The organism is Kitasatospora sp. NPDC048286 (assembly GCF_043201735.1).
Lineage (GTDB): Bacteria > Actinomycetota > Actinomycetes > Streptomycetales > Streptomycetaceae > Kitasatospora.
Window position 1 is genome coordinate 315,869 of sequence record NZ_JBICZE010000008.1, and the last position, 16,472, is coordinate 332,340.

Below are 16,472 nucleotides of genomic sequence, written 5' to 3' on the forward strand. Positions count from 1 at the left end.
GGGAAGAAGGGAAGCCTGATGGCGATCGAGCGGCGTCCGCTGCGCGAGCAGGTGAAGGACGAACTGCTGGAGCAGCTCGGCCGCGGCCGGTTCACCCCCGGCGAGTCGATCAACGAGGTCCAGCTCGCCGAGGAACTGGGCGTCAGCCGGACGCCCCTGCGCGAGGCCCTGATCAGCCTGGAGCGCGAGGGCATCATCACCAGCGAGCGCGGCAAGGGCTTCCGCTTCGCCCCCACCGGCAAACAGGAGTTCCTCGACCTCACCGCGATCGTGATCGCCCTGGAGTCGCTGGCCCTGCGCACCTCCGACCCGGCCCACCTGGCCGAGATCGCCCCCCGACTGCTCGCCGAGGCCCGCGCCTTCTCCGCCCCCCAGGCCCCGCACGGCACGATAGAGCGCTACGACGACGCCTGGCACGCCCTGCTGCTCTCCGGCTGTACCAACGCCCGGCTGCGCGAGATGATCGACTCGCTGAAGCTCACCCTGCACCGCTACGAGCGGGTGGTGGTCGGCGACCACGAGATCCTGGAACGCGCCGCCGAGGAGCACGAACGGATCGCCCAGTGCCTGCTGGACGGCGACCTCGACCAGGCCGTCACCGCGCTGGAGGCCAACTGGACCAGCGGCATGGAACGCATCCTGGACCGCCTGCCCCCGGTCGCCGCGGTCTGAACGGCCCCTCGGCCCACCGGCCGGTCGGTCACCTGCCCGTCAGCCCAGCTGTTCGGCGACGCCCGGGGTGAGCCAGTGCAGCCGGTCGGCCAGGCCCGCCGCCGCGAACCGCGCGGTGGTCTCCGCCCGCCCCTCGGTGAAGTGCTCCCACGAGGCGTAGTGGACGGGCACCACCCGGCGGGCGCCGAGCGAGGCGGTGAGCGCGGCGGCCTGCGCCGCGTCCATGGTGATCAGCTCGCCGCCGCCGAAGGCCTCGATCCGGGCGGCGCCGAGGTGCAGCAGCGCCGTACCGATCCGGAACCGCCGCCCCACCTCGTCCAGTTCGGGGATGTGGACGGTGTCCCCGGAGACGTACAGCGCCTCCTGCTCGCCCGGCACCTCGACGACGAACCCGGTGACGTCCCCGACCGGCCCGTGCAGGCCGGGCGTGCCGGTCACCCGCAGGGTACGGCCGTCCACGGTGAGCTCGCGGGTCTGCCACGGGGCCAGGCCGAGCGCGCCGCCGCCGAGCCGGGCCGCGCCGCTGACCGTGGTCAGCACCGGACGCCCGGCGAGCAGGGTGCGGCCGGTGGCGTCCAGGTTGTCCGGGTGCTCGTCGTGGCTGAGCAGCACGGCGTCCACCGGCGGCAGCTCGTGCACGCCCAGCGCCGGGCCGCCGGTGCTGCGCAGCACGACCGGGTCGTGCCGGTACTCGGCGGGGGCCCGGTCGAAGACCGGGTCGGTGAGCAGCCGCAGGCCGCCGACCTCCAGCAGGACGGTCGCGGTTCCGATGTGGGTGGCCTCGATCTTCACAGTGTTCCTTCTCAGCTGGTGAATTGACGGTCAGTCAGTGTTCTTTACGGGAATTCTGAAGCGGCGCCGGTAGTCCCCCGGCGTGGTGGAGAGCCGGTCCCTGAACACCCGGTGCAGGGTCTCCACGGAGCCGAAGCCGCAGGCCCGGGCGACGCCCGGCAGCGGGTGGTCGCTGCGTTCCAGCAGCCTGCGGGCGGCCTCCACGCGCAGCGCCTCCACGTACATCCCGGGCGTGGTGCCGGTCTCGGCGCGGAAGACCCGGGCGAAGTTCCGTTCGCTCATGGAGAGTTGCGCGGCGAGCGCGGGCACCGACAGATCGGCCTCCAGGTGCTCGCCGATCCAGCGGCGCAGGTCGCCCAGGTCCGCCCGGCCGCCCGTACGGTGGGCCAGCGGGACGCTGAACTGGCTCTGTCCGCCCGGGCGTTGGAGGTACATCACCATCACCCGGGCGATCTCCAGGGCCAGGTCGTCGCCGTGGTCCTCGGCGACCAGCGCGAGGGTGAGGTCCATCGAGGTGGTCAGGCCGGCGCTGGTCCACATCCGCCCGGAGCGGATGAACACCGGGTCGGCGTCCACCTCGACGGCCGGGTGGTCGGCGGCCAGCCGCTCGGCGGTCGCCCAGTGGGTGGTCGCACGGTGCCCGTCCAGCAGTCCGGCCGCCGCCGTCACGTGCGCGCCCGCACACACCGAGGCGATCCGCCCGGCCCGTGACCCGACCTCCCTCAGCCAGCCGACCACCGCCGGGTCCACCTGCGGCACCGGCCCGTCCGGCCCCAGGTCCACCCGCCCCGGCACGAGTACGGTGTCGGGCCCCACCCGCTGCTCGGCCAGGGTGTCGGTCACGTACAGCGGCACCCCCGAGAAGGTCGCCACCGGACCGCGCCGCTCCGCGCACACCCGCACGTCGTACCCCGGCCGCCCGGGCGGCAGCAGCCGTCCGGCCAGCGCGAGGATCTCGGCGGGCCCGGTCACGTCCAGCGCGTTCACTCCGGGGAACACCGGGATCACGACCAGATGCGGCAGGCGAGGTGCGTCGTTCATGCCCCTACCCTCGCCCGGCGGCGCCGGTGGCGGCAATGACGGGACTCTGCAGGATTCGGCCACTACCCGGGCCGCTGCCCGCCGCTGTTTGGCCACCGGCCCTACGCCTCCGGCCCGACCCTCCTCCGGACCAGCGCCCGATTGACGCCCGACCGCCTCACCGCAGCATGATGACCCGCATGTACGGCAAGTGGATCGACTGCCGGGTACGACCCGGAGCACGCGAGGCGTTCGCCGCCGGCCAGCGCCGCTGGTCGGCGATCTCCGACCAGCCGGGCCTGATCGGCCAGGCCGGCGGCTGGGCACCCGACGGCGACCGGGCCCTCCTGCTCGCCCTGTGGAGCGACGAGCCCGTGTACGCCCGCTTCATGCGCGAACGCCACGACCCGGCCGCCGCCCACGCCGACCAGCGCGCCGGCTACACGGAGATCGCGGTCGCCACCGGCCCGGTCGTGCTCACCATGCCGGGCGCGGCCCCCTCCCTCCCAGCCGCCCTCGCCCGGGCCACCACCCTGCGCGCCGCCGACTGTCTCCTCCGCCCCGGCCGCGCCGACCACTTCCTCGCCGTCCAACACGAGGTCTGGGCCCCGGGCATGGCCGCGGCGGACGGCATGCTCGGCGGCACCGTCACCCGCCTCGCTCCCGACCGCTACCTCGTCACCACCCTCTGGGCCACCCCCGCCGCCCACCACGCGTACACCGTCCACCACCTCCCGGCCCTCCTCGCCCGCGCCGACGTCCCGGCCGACGTCCGAACGCTGACGGGCCACCTGCTCCCCCTCGAACCCACCTGGCGCGTCGTGCCCGAGCCGGCGGCCACCACGGAATGACGCACCCACCGCGACGGGCCGAGGAGTCGCGTCGGTCTCCCCGGCTCCGCCCGTTGTCCCCGCCGACTGCTCCCGGCCGACCCGCGCCGGCCGACCCGGCTCCTGGCCGACGCTCGGGTTGCCGCCGTTCAGCAGGGCAGCGGGCGGCGGGGCGGTCAGGCGGAGGCACCGCGGAAGCGGCCCGGCGCGAGTCCGTGGTGGCGCTTGAAGGCGTGTGAGAAGGCGAACTCCGAGGTGTAGCCCACCCGGGCGGCGAGCGCGCCGAGCGGGAGGTCGGAGTCCCGCAGCAGTCGGGCGGCCAGCGCCATCCGCCACCAGGTGACGTAGCCCAGGGGCGGCCGGCCGACCGCGGCCGTGAAGCGACGGGCGAAGGCCGCCCGGGACAGGCCGGCCTCGGCCGCCAGCGACCCGACCGTCCAGGCCCGGCCCGGGTCGGCGTGCACGGCCTGCAGGGCACGCCCCAGCGCGGGGTCGGCGAGGGCGGCCGCCCAGCCGTGCTCGGGCCCGCCCGCCGACTGCTCCGACCATGCCCGCAGGATGAACAGCAGCAGCGTGTCGAGCAGCGCCGGGACGGCCGCGGCGGCGCCGGGGCGCGGCCTCTCCAGCTCCCCGGCGAGAAGGCCCACCGCCGCGTGCAGTTCCGGGTGGCGCCCCGGTCGGGCGGGCAGGTGCAGGACGTCCGGGACGTCCCGCAGCAGCGGGTGGGCGTGCACCGGGTCGAGCTGGTAGGCGCCGCAGAGGGTCACGGTGTCCGGCTCCGGCAGGTCGGCCCCGGCACTCCCGTACGGCTGCGGCGGCGGCTCGCAGCGCGGTGCGGCGAGCGGGGTGCCGGGGTGGTCGGCGAGGGCGTGGCCCTGGCCGCGCGGTAGGAACAGCACGTCCCCGGCGGCGAGTCGGACCGGCCCACCCGTCTCCGGGAGCAGCCAGCAGGACCCACGCAGGACCACCTGGAAGCCCGCCCCCGGCGCCCCCGGGAAGCGCTGGCCCCACGGCGCCCGCCAGGCCACCCGGGCCGAGCGCGGCTCCCCCGTCCGCAGCGTCGCGACCACGTCGCTCAACACGTCCACCGCACGACAGTAGACGATCACGCAGGAACGCGAGACCCGTGCGCATGGGCGGCCGCGGCCCGCGGACCTACGGTCGGGGGCATGACGGAAACACGAACCGACGCAGCGCCCGGGATCCTCGTGACCGGCGCCTCCGGAACGGTCGGACGCCACCTGGTGCCCCGGCTCACCGCCGCCGCCGTACGGGTGCGGGCGCTGACCCGGGACGCGGAGCGGGCCCGACGGGCGGGGGCCGTCCCGGGGGACCTGCGCGACCCGCACTCGCTGGTGGCCGCGGCGCGGGGCGCCGCGGCGGCCTTCCTGATCTGGCCGTTCCCGACCGCGGACGGCGCGGCACGGGCGGTGGAGGCGCTGGCCGGGCAGGTCGGCCGGATCGTCTACCTCTCCTCGGCCGCCGTGCGGGACGTCCCCGGGGCCGGACCGCACTCGCCGGGGCGGCCGGACGGCGAGATCGAGGCGCTGCTCCTGCGCAGCGGCGTGCGGCACACCGTGCTGCGGCCGTACGGCTTCGCCGCCAACGCGCTGCGCTGGGCCCCGGAGATCCGCGCCGACGGGGTGGTACGCGGGTTCGGCGGGCAGGCCGGGCTCAACCCGATCGACGAACGGGACATCGCCGAGGTCGCCGCCCGGGTCCTCACGGAGGACGGCCACGACGGCGCCCGCCACGTCCTGACCGGGCCGCACTCGCCCACCCAGGCCGAACAGGTCCGGATCATCGGCGAGGAGGCGGGGCGGCCGGCCCGCTGGCAGGAGATCCCTCGGGCGGCCGCCCGGGACCGGATGCTGGCCGGCGGGTGGCCGGCCCCGATCACCGACGGCGCACTCGACTTCCTGGCCGCCCGCATCGACGACCCGGAGCCGGTCACCGACACCGTCCGGGAGATCACCGGGCGGCAGCCGCGCGACTTCCGGGCCTGGGCGGCCGAGCACGCCGCGGAGTTCCGGTGAGCGGCGGGCGCCCGCTGCCCGCCGAACCCCCCGCACGGGAAGGGCCGCCGCCCGGGCCGCGGTCGCGCCTCATCCGTCGAAGTTGGAGCAGAAGATCCCGACGCCCGCGCCGTTCTCGTCCCGGCCGACCAGGATGCTGTTCGCGGTGGCGTAGCGGGTGAGGAAGACCAGGGCGTTCGCGCCACTCGCCGGGTCGACGACGACATCGAGCACCGGGGTCCGGGAACCGCTCTCCTGCTGGGCCCGGAACTCGGCCACGGCACGGGCGTCGCGGCCTCGACGAAGCCGGGACCGCGGGGGCTCGGTGCGGCGCGTGGCCACCGGTTCGCGGTGGTCCCGTGGCGCCACGGCGGGCCTGACCACCGGAGCGGGCAACAGGCGGCGCGGCTCAGGCGGGCCAGCGCAGCACCGCGCCGAGGCCGCCGGGTGGGCCGTCGGCGAGTTCGGGGACGAGGACGGCCTCGGCGCCGGAGGCCGTGGCGGAGCGCAGCAGGGCGTCGGCGGCGGGGGCCTGGGCCGGGTGACGGACGCCCATGTCGCGCAGGTCGGCCCGGTGGACGCCGAGGTGCTCGGGTTCGGGACCGGTCCACACCGGGCGCTCGGGGTCGTGGCCGCCGGTCTGGAGGAGCAGTGCGGCGAGCTGGTGCTGCCGGGCGGCACTCAGTACGGCGGGGATGCCCTGGGCGGCCTGGCCGGGCGCGGTCTGGGTGCCGGCGGCGTCGGTACGGTGGTCGCCGGGCCGGCCGACGCCGGTGTGGAAGGCGTCGAGCAGCTCGGCCAGGTGCCGGGCGCGGTGCCGGGCCCAGGCCTCGCCGAGACGGCGCTCGAAGGCCTCCCGGGAGGTGCCGGCGGCTCCGGTGCCGCCGTCCAACTCAAGGGTCACCGCACGGAGTCGGGGTGGCAGCCGGTCGTGGACGGCCCGGCGTTCCCTGGTTCCGCCGGTGAGGACGAGCAGCTGGGCGCCACCGCGCGGCCAGGTCCGGCCGAGGTGTTCGGCGACGATCCCCGCAGTGCGTTCCCAGGTGTCCTCGACCCGGTGCCGGTAGTGCCACTCGTAGCGGTCGGCGGGCGGGGCGCGGTGCCCCCGGCCCTGCCACTGCGGGCCCTCGACGGTGCCGATCGGCGCGCCGCGCCCGAGTTCGTAGCGTTCCAGGTCCGCCCCGGTGCGGTCGACGGCGGCGACCAGGCAGGCGGGCACCGCGTCGTCCAGCAGGCCGAGCAGCGGACCGGTGTGCGGGAGCGGGGCCCAGGTGGCGGCGACGTCGGGCGGGGAGGCGGCGAGCGGGACGTCCAGCGCCACCTCGCCGTCCGCCGCGAACAGCGCCCGCCCGGGCGGGGACCCTGCGGCGGGTGCCGCGGCCAGGTGGTCGCGGACGGCCGCGCGGGCGGAGTCGTCGGCCCCGGCGTCGGCCAGCCTCTGGACGGCGGCGCGGTCGAGCAGCGCCCGGCGCCGGGCGGCGTCCTCGGTGGCGCGGGAGGTGTCGAGGTACACGGTGGCCCAGGGGCCGGGGCGGTCGAGCAGCGGGGTGAGGATGGCGAGGTCCATGGTGGCCTCCCGGGACGGGGTGCGGGGTCGGTGGGCGGGGCCGGTGGGCGGGGCCGACGGGGGCGCGCCCGTCGGCCCCGGCCGGTGCTCAGTGTCCGGGCCGGTGCCGCATCCGGCCGCCCTGGGTGGCGGCGCGCTGCTCCGCCTCGGTGAGGTCCGTACGGCCGGTGAGGTCCGTCAGATCCGAATGCGCGGAGAGGTCCGTACGCTCGGGCTGCGTGGCGCGCGCCGCGCGTGACGACCGCCGGACCCGCCCGGACAGCCGGATCATCGCGAGGCCGAGGCAGAAGAGCAGCGCCAGCGCGACGCCGGCGAGGAAGACGCTCAGGCTGTTCAGCACCACCAGGTTGCTGCCGAGGATCGTCACCTGGTAGTCGGGCCCGCCGGAGAGGTTGTCCGCGATCAGCAGTCCGACGAACGCGCCGGACGCCGCCATCAGCAGAAGTCCCAGCGGCAACATGGGGATCCCTTCCGTCCTGGTCTCGGCCCCCTCGTCCGCTCGCGCCTACCCGCCCCCGGCGGCCCCTAACAAACGCCCTGACAATCGCACTGACAATCGCACTGACAAACCGCCCGGAGAACCGCCTGGGGACACCCAGGCCGTCGCGACGAGGCGGCGCGGGGCGGCCCGGGCGGGCGGGCCCCAGCTGGGCTTGCCGCCGGGGCGGCCGTGGACCCCGGCGTCGCCGAGCAGGAGGCAGGAGAGGGCGCGCAGCACCGCCCAGCCGCGAGCCCGGCGCAGGGTCGCGGCGTCCGCGGCATCCCCGGCGAGAGTTTTTAGGTGCGGTCGGGCACCAGTGGTTTTCCGGCGGGTTCGCAGACCAGTCGGGGTGTTGGTGTACGACATGCCGCTTTTGGCGTAATCGGGGCGCGCGGGCCGTTCGGCCGTCACGCTGTGCGTGTTCATCGCGGTCCGGTCAGCGAGACCGCTGGTGCACAGGTCGCGTGAGGTGTCGTCCCGGGTCCCACCGCTACCAGGCCGCTCAGGAAGCCTTCTTCCCGACGCGGACATGACGGAGCGGCGACCTCATGAGCCGGCCTGGAGTACCTCGGGGAGCGGCTACCGGCATCGGCGCTTCGGGGGGACGGGTGCCGGCGGTGACAGGTCGAGGGAACGTCTGGCCTCTGTGCCGGCCCGTTGGTAGAACGCGTGATCCATCACCCCGAAGCCTCGCCTCAAGCCAGGACGCCAGGAGACACCAGTGATCAGACACCGCGCCCCACGTCACCTCCCCTCCGGAGTGGGGGCAGGACGAAGCGAAGCCCGCTCAGGCGTCCGTACTCGTGAGCGGTTGCAGCGGGCAGGGGCCGTAGCAGGACTGTTCGCGGCATTGTCCGGTACGGGACTGTCCCCCGCCGTCGCGGCACCGACGGGGGCCACGCCGGCCACCACTCCGGTGCGGACGCAAGGAACTGACCCGTCGTTCACCTTCAGCTTCACCGGGGCCCCACAGAGCCTCACCGTCCCGGCGAACGCGGTGGTCACGATCACCGCCGACGGCGCCGGCGGCGCCGACAACACCGGCACCCCCTGTTCCGTCACGGGGGCGGGAGGGACGGGGGCTCGGGTAGTGACCACCCTCCCGAAGACGACCGTCCCGACGACGTTCACCATCGACGTCGGCGGCACCGGCGGCAAGGGCTGCAACGGCAACGGCACGGGTGGTGCCGGCGGGTTCAACGGCGGCGCCCCGGGCGGGACCTACCCGGCCAGTGGTTTTCAATACGAAGGAGCGGGTGGAGGCGGGGCGTCCAGCGTCAGTGCGGGCGGCTCCCTGCTGGTGGTCGCCGGGGGTGGCGGTGCCGCCGGCGGCACCGGAGCGAGCCGCGCGGGAGGGAACGGGGGCAACGGCGGAACATCGGACGCCACCGGCGGTACCGCGGGAAGTGCCACCGGCCCCGGGGCTTCGCCAGGGCACGGCGGGGGCGGCGGCAGCACCAGCACCAGCACCGGGGGCGCCGGCGGGGCCGCCGGCAGCGTTTCGTTCTGTGGGGTTACGAACGGTGGGTCGGGGAGCGGGTTCTCCGGTGCCGCCGTCGGTACCGGTGGCGCCGGGGGCAGCATCGGCGCCGGTTGCGCCCTCACCGTCATCGGTGCCGGTGGGGGCGGTGGGGGCGGGTACTTCGCCGGCGGTGGCGGCGGCAGCGGCGCCGTCAACAACCTCGGCACCGCGGGGAGCGGGGGCGGGGGCGGTGGGGGCAGCAGCTTCGCCACCCCGTCCGGTACCGGCACCGGCTACAGCGCCTCCACCACCGGGACGGCGAACAACAACGGCCAGGTGACCATCACCTACACCGTGGGCCAGCCGGTGACCACCTTCCTGAACGCGATCCCGCGCAACACCCGGGTCGGGCGGCCGGTCGTGCTCAACGACCTGGTCTGCCCCGCCGGGGGTTCCACCACCACGCCCACCGGCACCGTCACGTTCACCGACACCACCACCCAGACCACCCTGGGCCGGCCCCGCCTGTTGTTCCTCTCCCTGGGCCGCTGCGCCGCCGGCGGGCTGGTCACCGCCTTCCGCACCCCCGGCACGCACACCATCACCGCCGTCTACAGCGGCGACTCGGTCTACCAGGACAACAGCGCCAACCCCGAAAGCATCACCGTGACGGTGAGCCCCTGATCCCGGAGCGCCGCAGCACCACCGGTAGGCACGCCACCGCGAGGGCCCAGCCGGGCCGGCCACACCCCGGGCGGCCTCACCACCATCAACCGCGACAAGCACTGCTGCCACCACAAGTAACGGCGTGACACCAGACGGGGCCGGCGAGGATGAACTCGCCGGCCCCGTCTCCGTTTCGACGGGCAGGCCGACAGTCGGCCCGGTGGCCGCGAAGCAACCCGCTTGCCGCTATTCGGTCTGGACGGCGATCAGGCAGGTGTCGTCGTCGGTGTCGGCGGGGCTGAGTTCCAGCAGCCGGTCGAGGTACAGCTCCAGGTCCGGACCGGGGGCGCCGGCCGCCCGGAGCAGCTGTTCCACCGATTCCTCCACCGGGCGGTCCCGGCGTTCGACCAGCCCGTCGGTGTAGAGCAGCAGGACGTCCCCCGGGTCGAGCCGGGCGGTGTGCTCCTCGTACTCGGCGTCGTCCAGCGCGCCGAGCAGCACGCCGTGCGGCAGCGGCAGCACCTGGGCTCCGTCCGCGCCGAGCCGGATCGGCGGCAGGTGGCCGGCCCTGGCCCAGCGCAGTTCGCCGCCGAGCGGGTCCAGCAGCACGCACACGGCGGTCGCGGTGACCTGGCCGGGTTCGCGCAGGGCGACGGTGTTGGCCCAGGCCAGCAGCCGGCCGGGGCCGGCGCCGGTGACGGCGAGGCCGCGCAGCGCGTGCCGCAGTGCGACCATCCCGGTGGCCGCGCCGACGCCGTGCCCGGCCACGTCCCCGACCGCGAGCAGCACCCGCCGCTCGGGCAGCACCAGCACGTCGTACCAGTCCCCGCCGACCCGGTCGCGCTGGGCGGCGGGCCGGTAGCGGACGGCGGCGTGCAGGCCGGTAACCCCGAGCGGGGGCGGGGCGGCGGGCAGGATCGCCTGCTGCAGCCGCAGTGCCAGCTGCTCCCGCTCGGCCGACTCCTGCTCGCTGTCGGCCAGCCGCTCCCGGGTGGCGCCGAGCGCGACCTCCGTCCAGTGCTGGGCGGAGACGTCGTGGTAGGCGCCGCGGACGGCGACCAGCCGGCCGGTCTCGTCGACCTCCGGCTCGGCGATCACCCGGGTGAAGCGGTGGGTGCCGTCGGGGCGGTCCAGCCGGACCACCGCGGAAGCGGTGCGGTGGTGGTGCCGGACGGTGTCCAGCAGGCGCCGGATCGCCGGCCGGTCGTCCGGGTGGGTGTGCCGCGCGAGGCGGTCCAGCGGTACGGGCGGCGCGTCCGGCGGCAGCCCGTACAGCTCGCGCAGCCCGTCGCTCCAGCGGATCCGGCCCTCGGCGGGGCGCTCCTCGAACCCGGCCACCCGGGCCAGCCGCTGGGCCTGGCGCAGCAGGGCGACGCGCTCGTCCTCCTCCCGTTCGTCGTCCAGCTGCCAGCACACCAGCAGCCGGCCGCCGACCGGGACGGCCGAGAGCAGGACGGCCACCGGGACGGCCGGGCCCTGGTCCCGGAAGGCCAGCCGGACCCGCTCGGCGGTCGACGGCACGCCCGTCTCGTAGGCGCGCAGCAGGCGGTCGAGCAGCCCGGCGGCGCAGGCGACGGGGTACGTCTCCAGCAGCGAGGCGCCCTCCATTGCCTCGCGGGGCCGGCCGAGCGGGTCGCGGAACCTGGCATTCACCCGCAGCACCGTGAAGTCGGCGATCCGGTCGGCCCGGACGACGGGGGCCAGCAGCAGCGCGGGGGTGAGCAGCCCGTCCAGGAGGGCGCCGGCCTGCTCGGGGGCCACGGGCTCGGGGGGCCGGCCGAGCAGGGTCGTGCAGAGGTCGGCGAGGGCGTACAGCTCGCGGCGCTGGGCCGGGCCGAGCACGGGGACGGAGCCGGCGGCGGGGTCCGGGCCGGCGGTCGGCCAGAGCAGTTCCAGCGCGCCCCGGCGGCGGCGCCGGTCGAGCAGCGGGAGGACGGCCCGGGCGGCGCCGGCGCCCACCGAGGGGCCGTCCGTCTCCGGCTCGCCGGGCCACAGTTCGGCCGCGCCGCCGACGACCCGCTGCGCCGGGGTGGGGACGCCGGGCGGCACCCGGGCCCAGTCGGCGGCCTCCTCGGCGGAGAGCCCGGCGTGCGCGGCGAGGGCGAGCGCGCCGCCGGGCAGGCGCTGCCAGACGGCCACGGCGCGGACGCCGAGCGCCGTCGCGGCCTGGTCCAGCACGGCCCCGGCGGCGTGCTGCAGGTCGGGTGCGGCGGCGAGCGCGGGCGCGACGGGCGGGCCGGCTTCGGGCGGTTCGGCGACGGGGAGGCCGAAGGCCGCGGGCCCGGGCCCGGCGCCCGCATCGAACCCCGGCTCCGGCTCCGGCAGCCCCGCGATGTCCGCCGCCAGCGCGAGCACCGGCACGCCGGCCTCCCGGGCCAGCCGGGCGAGGTGTGCGGCGGCCTCGGTGACCGGCAGGCCGAGCCGCTCGGCCAGGATGCCGGTGGCGAGGTCGACGGCGGCCCTGGTCCGCGCCTCGGCGTGGGCCCGGGAGGTGGCCGCCTGGAGGCGGCGGACGGTCTCGGCCAGGGCCCGGGCGGTGCGTTCCGCGGCCTCCTGGGCGGAGGACTCCTGCCCGGCGGTCACGGCGCACTCCTGATCCGGGGCAGGGTGCCCGGGCGCTGATCCGCGGCACCCGCGCGCCGGGCCGCGGTTCCCCCACGCCGAGGAGCGGTCATGACGCGCCCAGCCAGTGCCGCATCCGCTCCAGCAGCCGACCGGTGTCGACCGGCTTGGTGACGTGGTCGTCCGCACCGGCGGCCAGGCTGCGGTCCCGGTCGCCGGGCATGGCCTTCGCGGTGACGGCGACGACCGGCAGCCGCTCGAAGCGCGCGTCGGCGCGGATCGCCGCGATGGCCGCGTAGCCGTCAAGTCCTGGCATCATGACGTCCATCAGCACCAGGTCGGTCTCCGGGTGGCCGCGCAGCAGGTCGAGCCCGGCGCGGCCGTCGGCGGCGTGCAGGATGCTCAGCCCGTGCCGTTCCAGGGCGGCGGTGAGCGCGAAGACGTTGCGGATGTCGTCGTCGACGATCAGTACGGTCCGTCCGGCGAGCGGCCCCGTCGGGGCCGGGGCCGCGGGCCGTTCGACGGGCGCGGGGCTCTCGCCGCCGAGCTCCCGGATCACCCGCACCCGCAGCTCGTCCAGTCCGCCGACCTGCTCGACGCCCTCGGGCGGCGCGCCGCCGGGCCCGTACCCGAGCACCGGTGTGCCGCCCGCCGCGAGTTCGCCGAGCAGCGGGGCGAGGCCCGCGGAGCCGACCAGGTCCAGCAGGACGCACCGGTACGGCCCGCCGGTGAGCGCGGCCCGCAGGCCGGCCTCGTCGCCCACCCCGTCGACCCGCACCGCCGTTGCCGTCCCGCCCTCCGACGCGCCGCCCGGCGAGGAGGCGCCGCCCGACACCGACGGGCCGGCCGACACCGACGCGCCGCCCCGCGAGGAGGCGCCGCCCGACACCGACGCGCCGCCCGGCGAGGTCTCCAGGGCACCGACCGCCGCCCGGGCGAGCTGGGTGAGCAGCCCCGGCGGGTCGGGCTCCACCACCAGGACCCGCGCCTCGGCCCCGTCCGCCGCGGAGTCCCCGCCCGCCGTCGCCTGCTCGCCCAGCGGCAGGTACAGCGTGAACCGGCTGCCCTGCCCCGCCGCGGAGCGGACGGTGATGGTGCCGCCGAGCAGCCGGGCGAGTTCCCGGCTGATCGACAGTCCGAGGCCGGTGCCGCCGTAGCGCCGCGCGGTGGAGCCGTCGGCCTGCTGGAAGGCGCCGAAGATGGTGTCCAGGTGGGCCGGGTCGATGCCGATCCCGGTGTCGTCCACGTGGAAGGCCACCGCGGCGTGGGTCCGGCCGAGTCCGGGCGGCACTTCCGCCTCCTCGACGCGTTCGATCCGCAGCTCGACCCGGCCGGTGTCGGTGAACTTGACGGCGTTGGAGAGCAGGTTGCGCAGGACCTGGCGCAGCCGCGCCTGGTCGGTGACGATCCGCTCCGGCACGGCCCGGTCGACGGACACCTCGAAGGCGAGCCCCTTCTGGTCGGCCAGCGGCCGGAACCCGGACTCCACGTACTCCAGCAGTTCCCGCAGCGCGAAGGACTCGATGGCGAGTTCCATCTTCCCGGCCTCCACCTTGGAGAGGTCGAGGATGTCGTTGATGAGCTGGAGCAGGTCGGTGCCGGCCGAGTGGATCACGCCCGCGTACTCGACCTGCTTGGGGGTGAGGTTGCCTCCGCTGTTCTCGGCGAGCAGCTGGGCGAGGATGAGCAGGCTGTTCAGCGGGGTGCGCAGCTCGTGGCTCATGTTGGCCAGGAACTCCGACTTGTACATCGAGGTGCGGGTCAACTCCCGTGCTCGTTCCTCCAGTTCCTGACGGGCCTGCTCGATCTCCAGGTTCTTCGCCTCGATGTCCCGGTTGCGCTGGGCGAGCAGTGCGGCCTTGTCCTCCAACTCGGCGTTGGAGCGCCGCAGTTCCTCCTGCCCGTCCTGCAACTCCTCGGACCGGGCCTGGAGTTCGGCGGTGAGCCGCTGGGATTCACCGAGCAGCTCGTCGGTGCGGGCGTTGGCCAGCAGGTTGCCGAGGTTGACCCCGCAGGCCTCGGCGAACTGGCCCAGGAAGTCGCGGTGCACCTGGGTGAACGGGTGGACGGAGGCGAACTCCATCACGCCGATCAGCCACTCCTCCAGGGCGATCGGCAGGATGACCACCGAGCGGGCGTCGGTGCCGCCCGTGCCGGAGGAGACGGTGGCGTAGCCGGGCGGCAGGTCGTCGACGGTGACGGTCCGCCGGGTCCGGGCGGCCTGGCCGACCAGGGACTCCCCCAGGCGCAGCCGCAGGTGCTCCCCCGCCGGGCGGCCGTAGGCGCTGATCAGGGCGAGTTCGGTGCCGTCCGCGGCCTCCTCGGCGAGGAAGAACGCGCCGTACTGGGCGCCGACCAGCGGGGTCAGCTCGTCGGTGATCATCCGGGCGACGGCGCGGATGTCCCGCCGGGCCTGGATGGCGGCGGAGAAGCGGGCCAGGTTGCTCTTGAGCCAGTCCTGCTCCAGGTTGGCCCGGGTGGTCTCGCGCAGCGATCCGACCATCGCGTTGATGTTGTCCTTGAGGTCGGCGACCTCGCCGGAGGCGTCCACGCTGATCGAGCGGGTCAGGTCCCCGGCCGCGACGGCGCTGGTGACCTCGGCGATCGCCCGGACCTGCCGGGTCAGGTTGCCGGCCAGCTCGTTGACGTTCTCGGTGAGCCGCTTCCAGGTGCCGGAGACGCCCTCCACCCGGGCCTGCCCGCCGAGCCGGCCCTCGCTGCCGACCTCCCGGGCCACCCTGGTCACCTCGGCGGCGAAGGAGGAGAGCTGGTCGACCATGGTGTTGACGGTGGTCTTGAGCTCCAGGATCTCGCCGCGCGCGTCCACGTCGATCTTGCGGGTCAGGTCACCGTCGGCGACGGCGGTGGTGACCTGGGCGATGTTGCGCACCTGGCTGGTCAGGTTGTGCGCCATGAAGTTGACGTTGTCGGTGAGCGCCTTCCAGGTCCCGGCGACGTTGGGCACCCGGGCCTGGCCGCCCAGGATGCCCTCGGTGCCGACCTCGCGGGCCACCCTGGTCACCTCGTCGGCGAAGGCGGAGAGGGTGTCCACCATGGTGTTGATGGCGTCGGCGAGGGCCGCCACCTCGCCCTTGGCCTCGACGGTGATCCTCCGGGAGAGGTCGCCGCGCGCCACCGCCGTCGCCACCTCGGACATCGAGCGGACCTGGCCGGTCAGGTTGGAGGCCATGACGTTGACGTTGTCGGTGAGGTCCTTCCACGTCCCGGAGACGCCCCGGACGGTGGCCTGGCCGCCCAGGTTCCCGGCGGTGCCGACCTCCCGGGCCACCCGCGTCACCTCGTCCGCGAACGAGGACAGCTGGTCGACCATCGTGTTGATGGTCTCCTTCAGGTCCAGGATCTCGCCGCGCGCGTCGACCCGGATCTTCTGGGTCAGGTCGCCCTTCGCGACGGCGGTGGTCACCTCGGCGATCGAGCGGACCTGGGCGGTGAGGTTGTCGGCCATGACGTTGACGGACTCGGTCAGCGCCCGCCAGGTGCCGGAGACGTCCCGGACGTCCGCCTGGCCGCCGAGCCGGCCCTCGGTGCCGACCTCCCGGGCCACCCTGGTCACCTCGGCGGCGAACGAGGACAGCTGGTCGACCATGGTGTTGATGGTCGTCTTGAGCTCCAGGATCTCCCCGCGGGCGGCGACCGAGATCTTCTGGGTGAGGTCCCCCTCGGCGACGGCGGTCGCCACCTGGGCGATGTTGCGCACCTGCCAGGTCAGGTTGCCGGCCATCGCGTTCACCGAGTCGGTCAGGTCGCGCCACGTCCCGGCGACGCCCGGCACCTGCGCCTGGCCGCCGAGCCGCCCGTCGGTGCCGACCTCCCGGGCCACCCGCGTCACCTCGTCCGCGAACGAGGACAGGGTGTCCACCATGGTGTTGACGGTGCTCTTGAGCTCCAGGATCTCGCCGCGCGCGTCCACCTCGATCTTCTGGGTGAGGTCGCCGCGGGCCACCGCCGTGGTGACCTGGGCGATGTTGCGCACCTGCCAGGTCAGGTTGCCGGCCATCGCGTTGACCGCGTCGGTCAGCTCCAGCCAGGTCCCGGTCGCGTCCGGCACCTGTGCCTGGCCGCCGAGCCGCCCGTCGGTGCCGACCTCCCGGGCCACCCGCGTCACCTCGGAGGTCACCCGGGCCAGCTGGTCGGCCATGCCGTTGAAGACCGCGGCGATCTCCCCCATTACCCCCGGCCGGTCCGGGGAGAGCCGGGTGCGGAAGTCCCCGTCGCGCACGGCGGTCAGCCCGGCGAGCAGCTGCCGCAGCGCCTGCTCGGCCGGGTCGGACGCGGGGGCTCCGGCTACCGGGTGCTCGTCCATCCGTCCACCGTCCGGATCGCTCGCACGGCCGGGGTGCGCCGTCCGGGCACCTCGGCACCGAGGGCGGCGGGTCGCCGCCCT

At 75.6% G+C, this 16,472-nt stretch carries 12 protein-coding genes and 1 pseudogene; 4 read left to right on the top strand and 9 right to left on the bottom strand.

The window, feature by feature from the left end:
* Window positions 1-18: 18 nt before the first annotated feature.
* Window positions 19-672 carry a GntR family transcriptional regulator gene (locus tag ACGF13_RS21420; protein ID WP_392877360.1) on the top strand — a complete coding sequence of 218 codons (654 nt, stop codon included), beginning with the start codon at window positions 19-21 and terminating at the stop codon, window positions 670-672.
* Window positions 673-711: 39 nt separating this feature from the next.
* Here ACGF13_RS21420 and ACGF13_RS21425 read toward each other — a convergent pair whose 3' ends face one another.
* The gene (locus tag ACGF13_RS21425; RefSeq protein ID WP_392877362.1) at window positions 712-1,464 is read right to left on the bottom strand and encodes an MBL fold metallo-hydrolase; all 753 of its coding nucleotides are present in this window, start codon (window positions 1,462-1,464) and stop codon (window positions 712-714) included.
* Between the two features lie 30 nt (window positions 1,465-1,494).
* Window positions 1,495-2,505, bottom strand: a complete 1,011-nt coding sequence (locus tag ACGF13_RS21430) for a GlxA family transcriptional regulator (RefSeq protein WP_392877364.1) — start codon at window positions 2,503-2,505, stop codon at window positions 1,495-1,497.
* Window positions 2,506-2,684: 179 nt separating this feature from the next.
* Here ACGF13_RS21430 and ACGF13_RS21435 point away from each other — a divergent pair, with 179 nt between their 5' ends.
* A complete protein-coding gene (locus ACGF13_RS21435) occupies window positions 2,685-3,335 on the top strand; it encodes a DUF4937 domain-containing protein (protein ID WP_392877366.1) in 651 nt (216 codons plus the stop codon).
* Window positions 3,336-3,490: 155 nt separating this feature from the next.
* Here ACGF13_RS21435 and ACGF13_RS21440 read toward each other — a convergent pair whose 3' ends face one another.
* Entirely contained in the window at window positions 3,491-4,402 is a 912-nt protein-coding gene (locus tag ACGF13_RS21440; RefSeq protein ID WP_392877368.1) for an AraC family transcriptional regulator, read from the bottom strand.
* Window positions 4,403-4,483: 81 nt separating this feature from the next.
* Between ACGF13_RS21440 and ACGF13_RS21445 the strand changes: the two genes are divergently transcribed.
* Window positions 4,484-5,350 (top strand): NAD(P)H-binding protein, encoded by an 867-nt coding sequence (locus ACGF13_RS21445; RefSeq protein ID WP_392877370.1) that lies wholly within the window; start codon window positions 4,484-4,486, stop codon window positions 5,348-5,350.
* A 69-nt stretch (window positions 5,351-5,419) separates the two neighbouring features.
* Here the strand turns inward: ACGF13_RS21445 and ACGF13_RS21450 are convergent, their stop codons facing one another.
* The 4 genes and pseudogenes from ACGF13_RS21450 to ACGF13_RS21465 all read right to left on the bottom strand — a co-directional run.
* The gene (locus ACGF13_RS21450; RefSeq protein ID WP_392877372.1) at window positions 5,420-5,608 is read right to left on the bottom strand and encodes a hypothetical protein; all 189 of its coding nucleotides are present in this window, start codon (window positions 5,606-5,608) and stop codon (window positions 5,420-5,422) included.
* 130 nt (window positions 5,609-5,738) lie between these two features.
* On the bottom strand, window positions 5,739-6,896 hold the full coding sequence (locus ACGF13_RS21455) for a hypothetical protein (RefSeq protein ID WP_392877374.1): 1,158 nt from the start codon (window positions 6,894-6,896) through the stop codon (window positions 5,739-5,741).
* Window positions 6,897-6,984: 88 nt separating this feature from the next.
* Window positions 6,985-7,356 carry a hypothetical protein gene (locus ACGF13_RS21460; protein WP_392877376.1) on the bottom strand — a complete coding sequence of 124 codons (372 nt, stop codon included), beginning with the start codon at window positions 7,354-7,356 and terminating at the stop codon, window positions 6,985-6,987.
* 141 nt (window positions 7,357-7,497) lie between these two features.
* Window positions 7,498-7,656 (bottom strand): annotated as a pseudogene (locus tag ACGF13_RS21465) (aminoglycoside phosphotransferase); the annotation flags it as partial.
* An 811-nt stretch (window positions 7,657-8,467) separates the two neighbouring features.
* Between ACGF13_RS21465 and ACGF13_RS21470 the strand changes: the two are divergent.
* Window positions 8,468-9,523, top strand: a complete 1,056-nt coding sequence (locus tag ACGF13_RS21470; RefSeq protein ID WP_392877378.1) for an Ig-like domain repeat protein — start codon at window positions 8,468-8,470, stop codon at window positions 9,521-9,523.
* 228 nt (window positions 9,524-9,751) lie between these two features.
* On the opposite strand, the gene ACGF13_RS21475 is transcribed toward ACGF13_RS21470, so the two are convergent.
* Window positions 9,752-12,088, bottom strand: a complete 2,337-nt coding sequence (locus ACGF13_RS21475) for a PP2C family protein-serine/threonine phosphatase (RefSeq protein ID WP_392877380.1) — start codon at window positions 12,086-12,088, stop codon at window positions 9,752-9,754.
* 88 nt (window positions 12,089-12,176) lie between these two features.
* Window positions 12,177-16,391 carry a HAMP domain-containing protein gene (locus ACGF13_RS21480; RefSeq protein WP_392877382.1) on the bottom strand — a complete coding sequence of 1,405 codons (4,215 nt, stop codon included), beginning with the start codon at window positions 16,389-16,391 and terminating at the stop codon, window positions 12,177-12,179.
* Window positions 16,392-16,472: the final 81 nt, after the last annotated feature.

Coding starts and splice junctions, on each gene's coding strand:
- ACGF13_RS21455 (WP_392877374.1), bottom strand. CDS start 6,896: ATGGACCTCGCCATCCTCACCCCGCTGCTCGACCGCCCCGGCCCCTGG.
- ACGF13_RS21430 (WP_392877364.1), bottom strand. CDS start 2,505: ATGAACGACGCACCTCGCCTGCCGCATCTGGTCGTGATCCCGGTGTTC.
- ACGF13_RS21435 (WP_392877366.1), top strand. CDS start 2,685: ATGTACGGCAAGTGGATCGACTGCCGGGTACGACCCGGAGCACGCGAG.
- ACGF13_RS21480 (WP_392877382.1), bottom strand. CDS start 16,391: ATGGACGAGCACCCGGTAGCCGGAGCCCCCGCGTCCGACCCGGCCGAG.
- ACGF13_RS21460 (WP_392877376.1), bottom strand. CDS start 7,356: ATGTTGCCGCTGGGACTTCTGCTGATGGCGGCGTCCGGCGCGTTCGTC.
- ACGF13_RS21445 (WP_392877370.1), top strand. CDS start 4,484: ATGACGGAAACACGAACCGACGCAGCGCCCGGGATCCTCGTGACCGGC.
- ACGF13_RS21420 (WP_392877360.1), top strand. CDS start 19: ATGGCGATCGAGCGGCGTCCGCTGCGCGAGCAGGTGAAGGACGAACTG.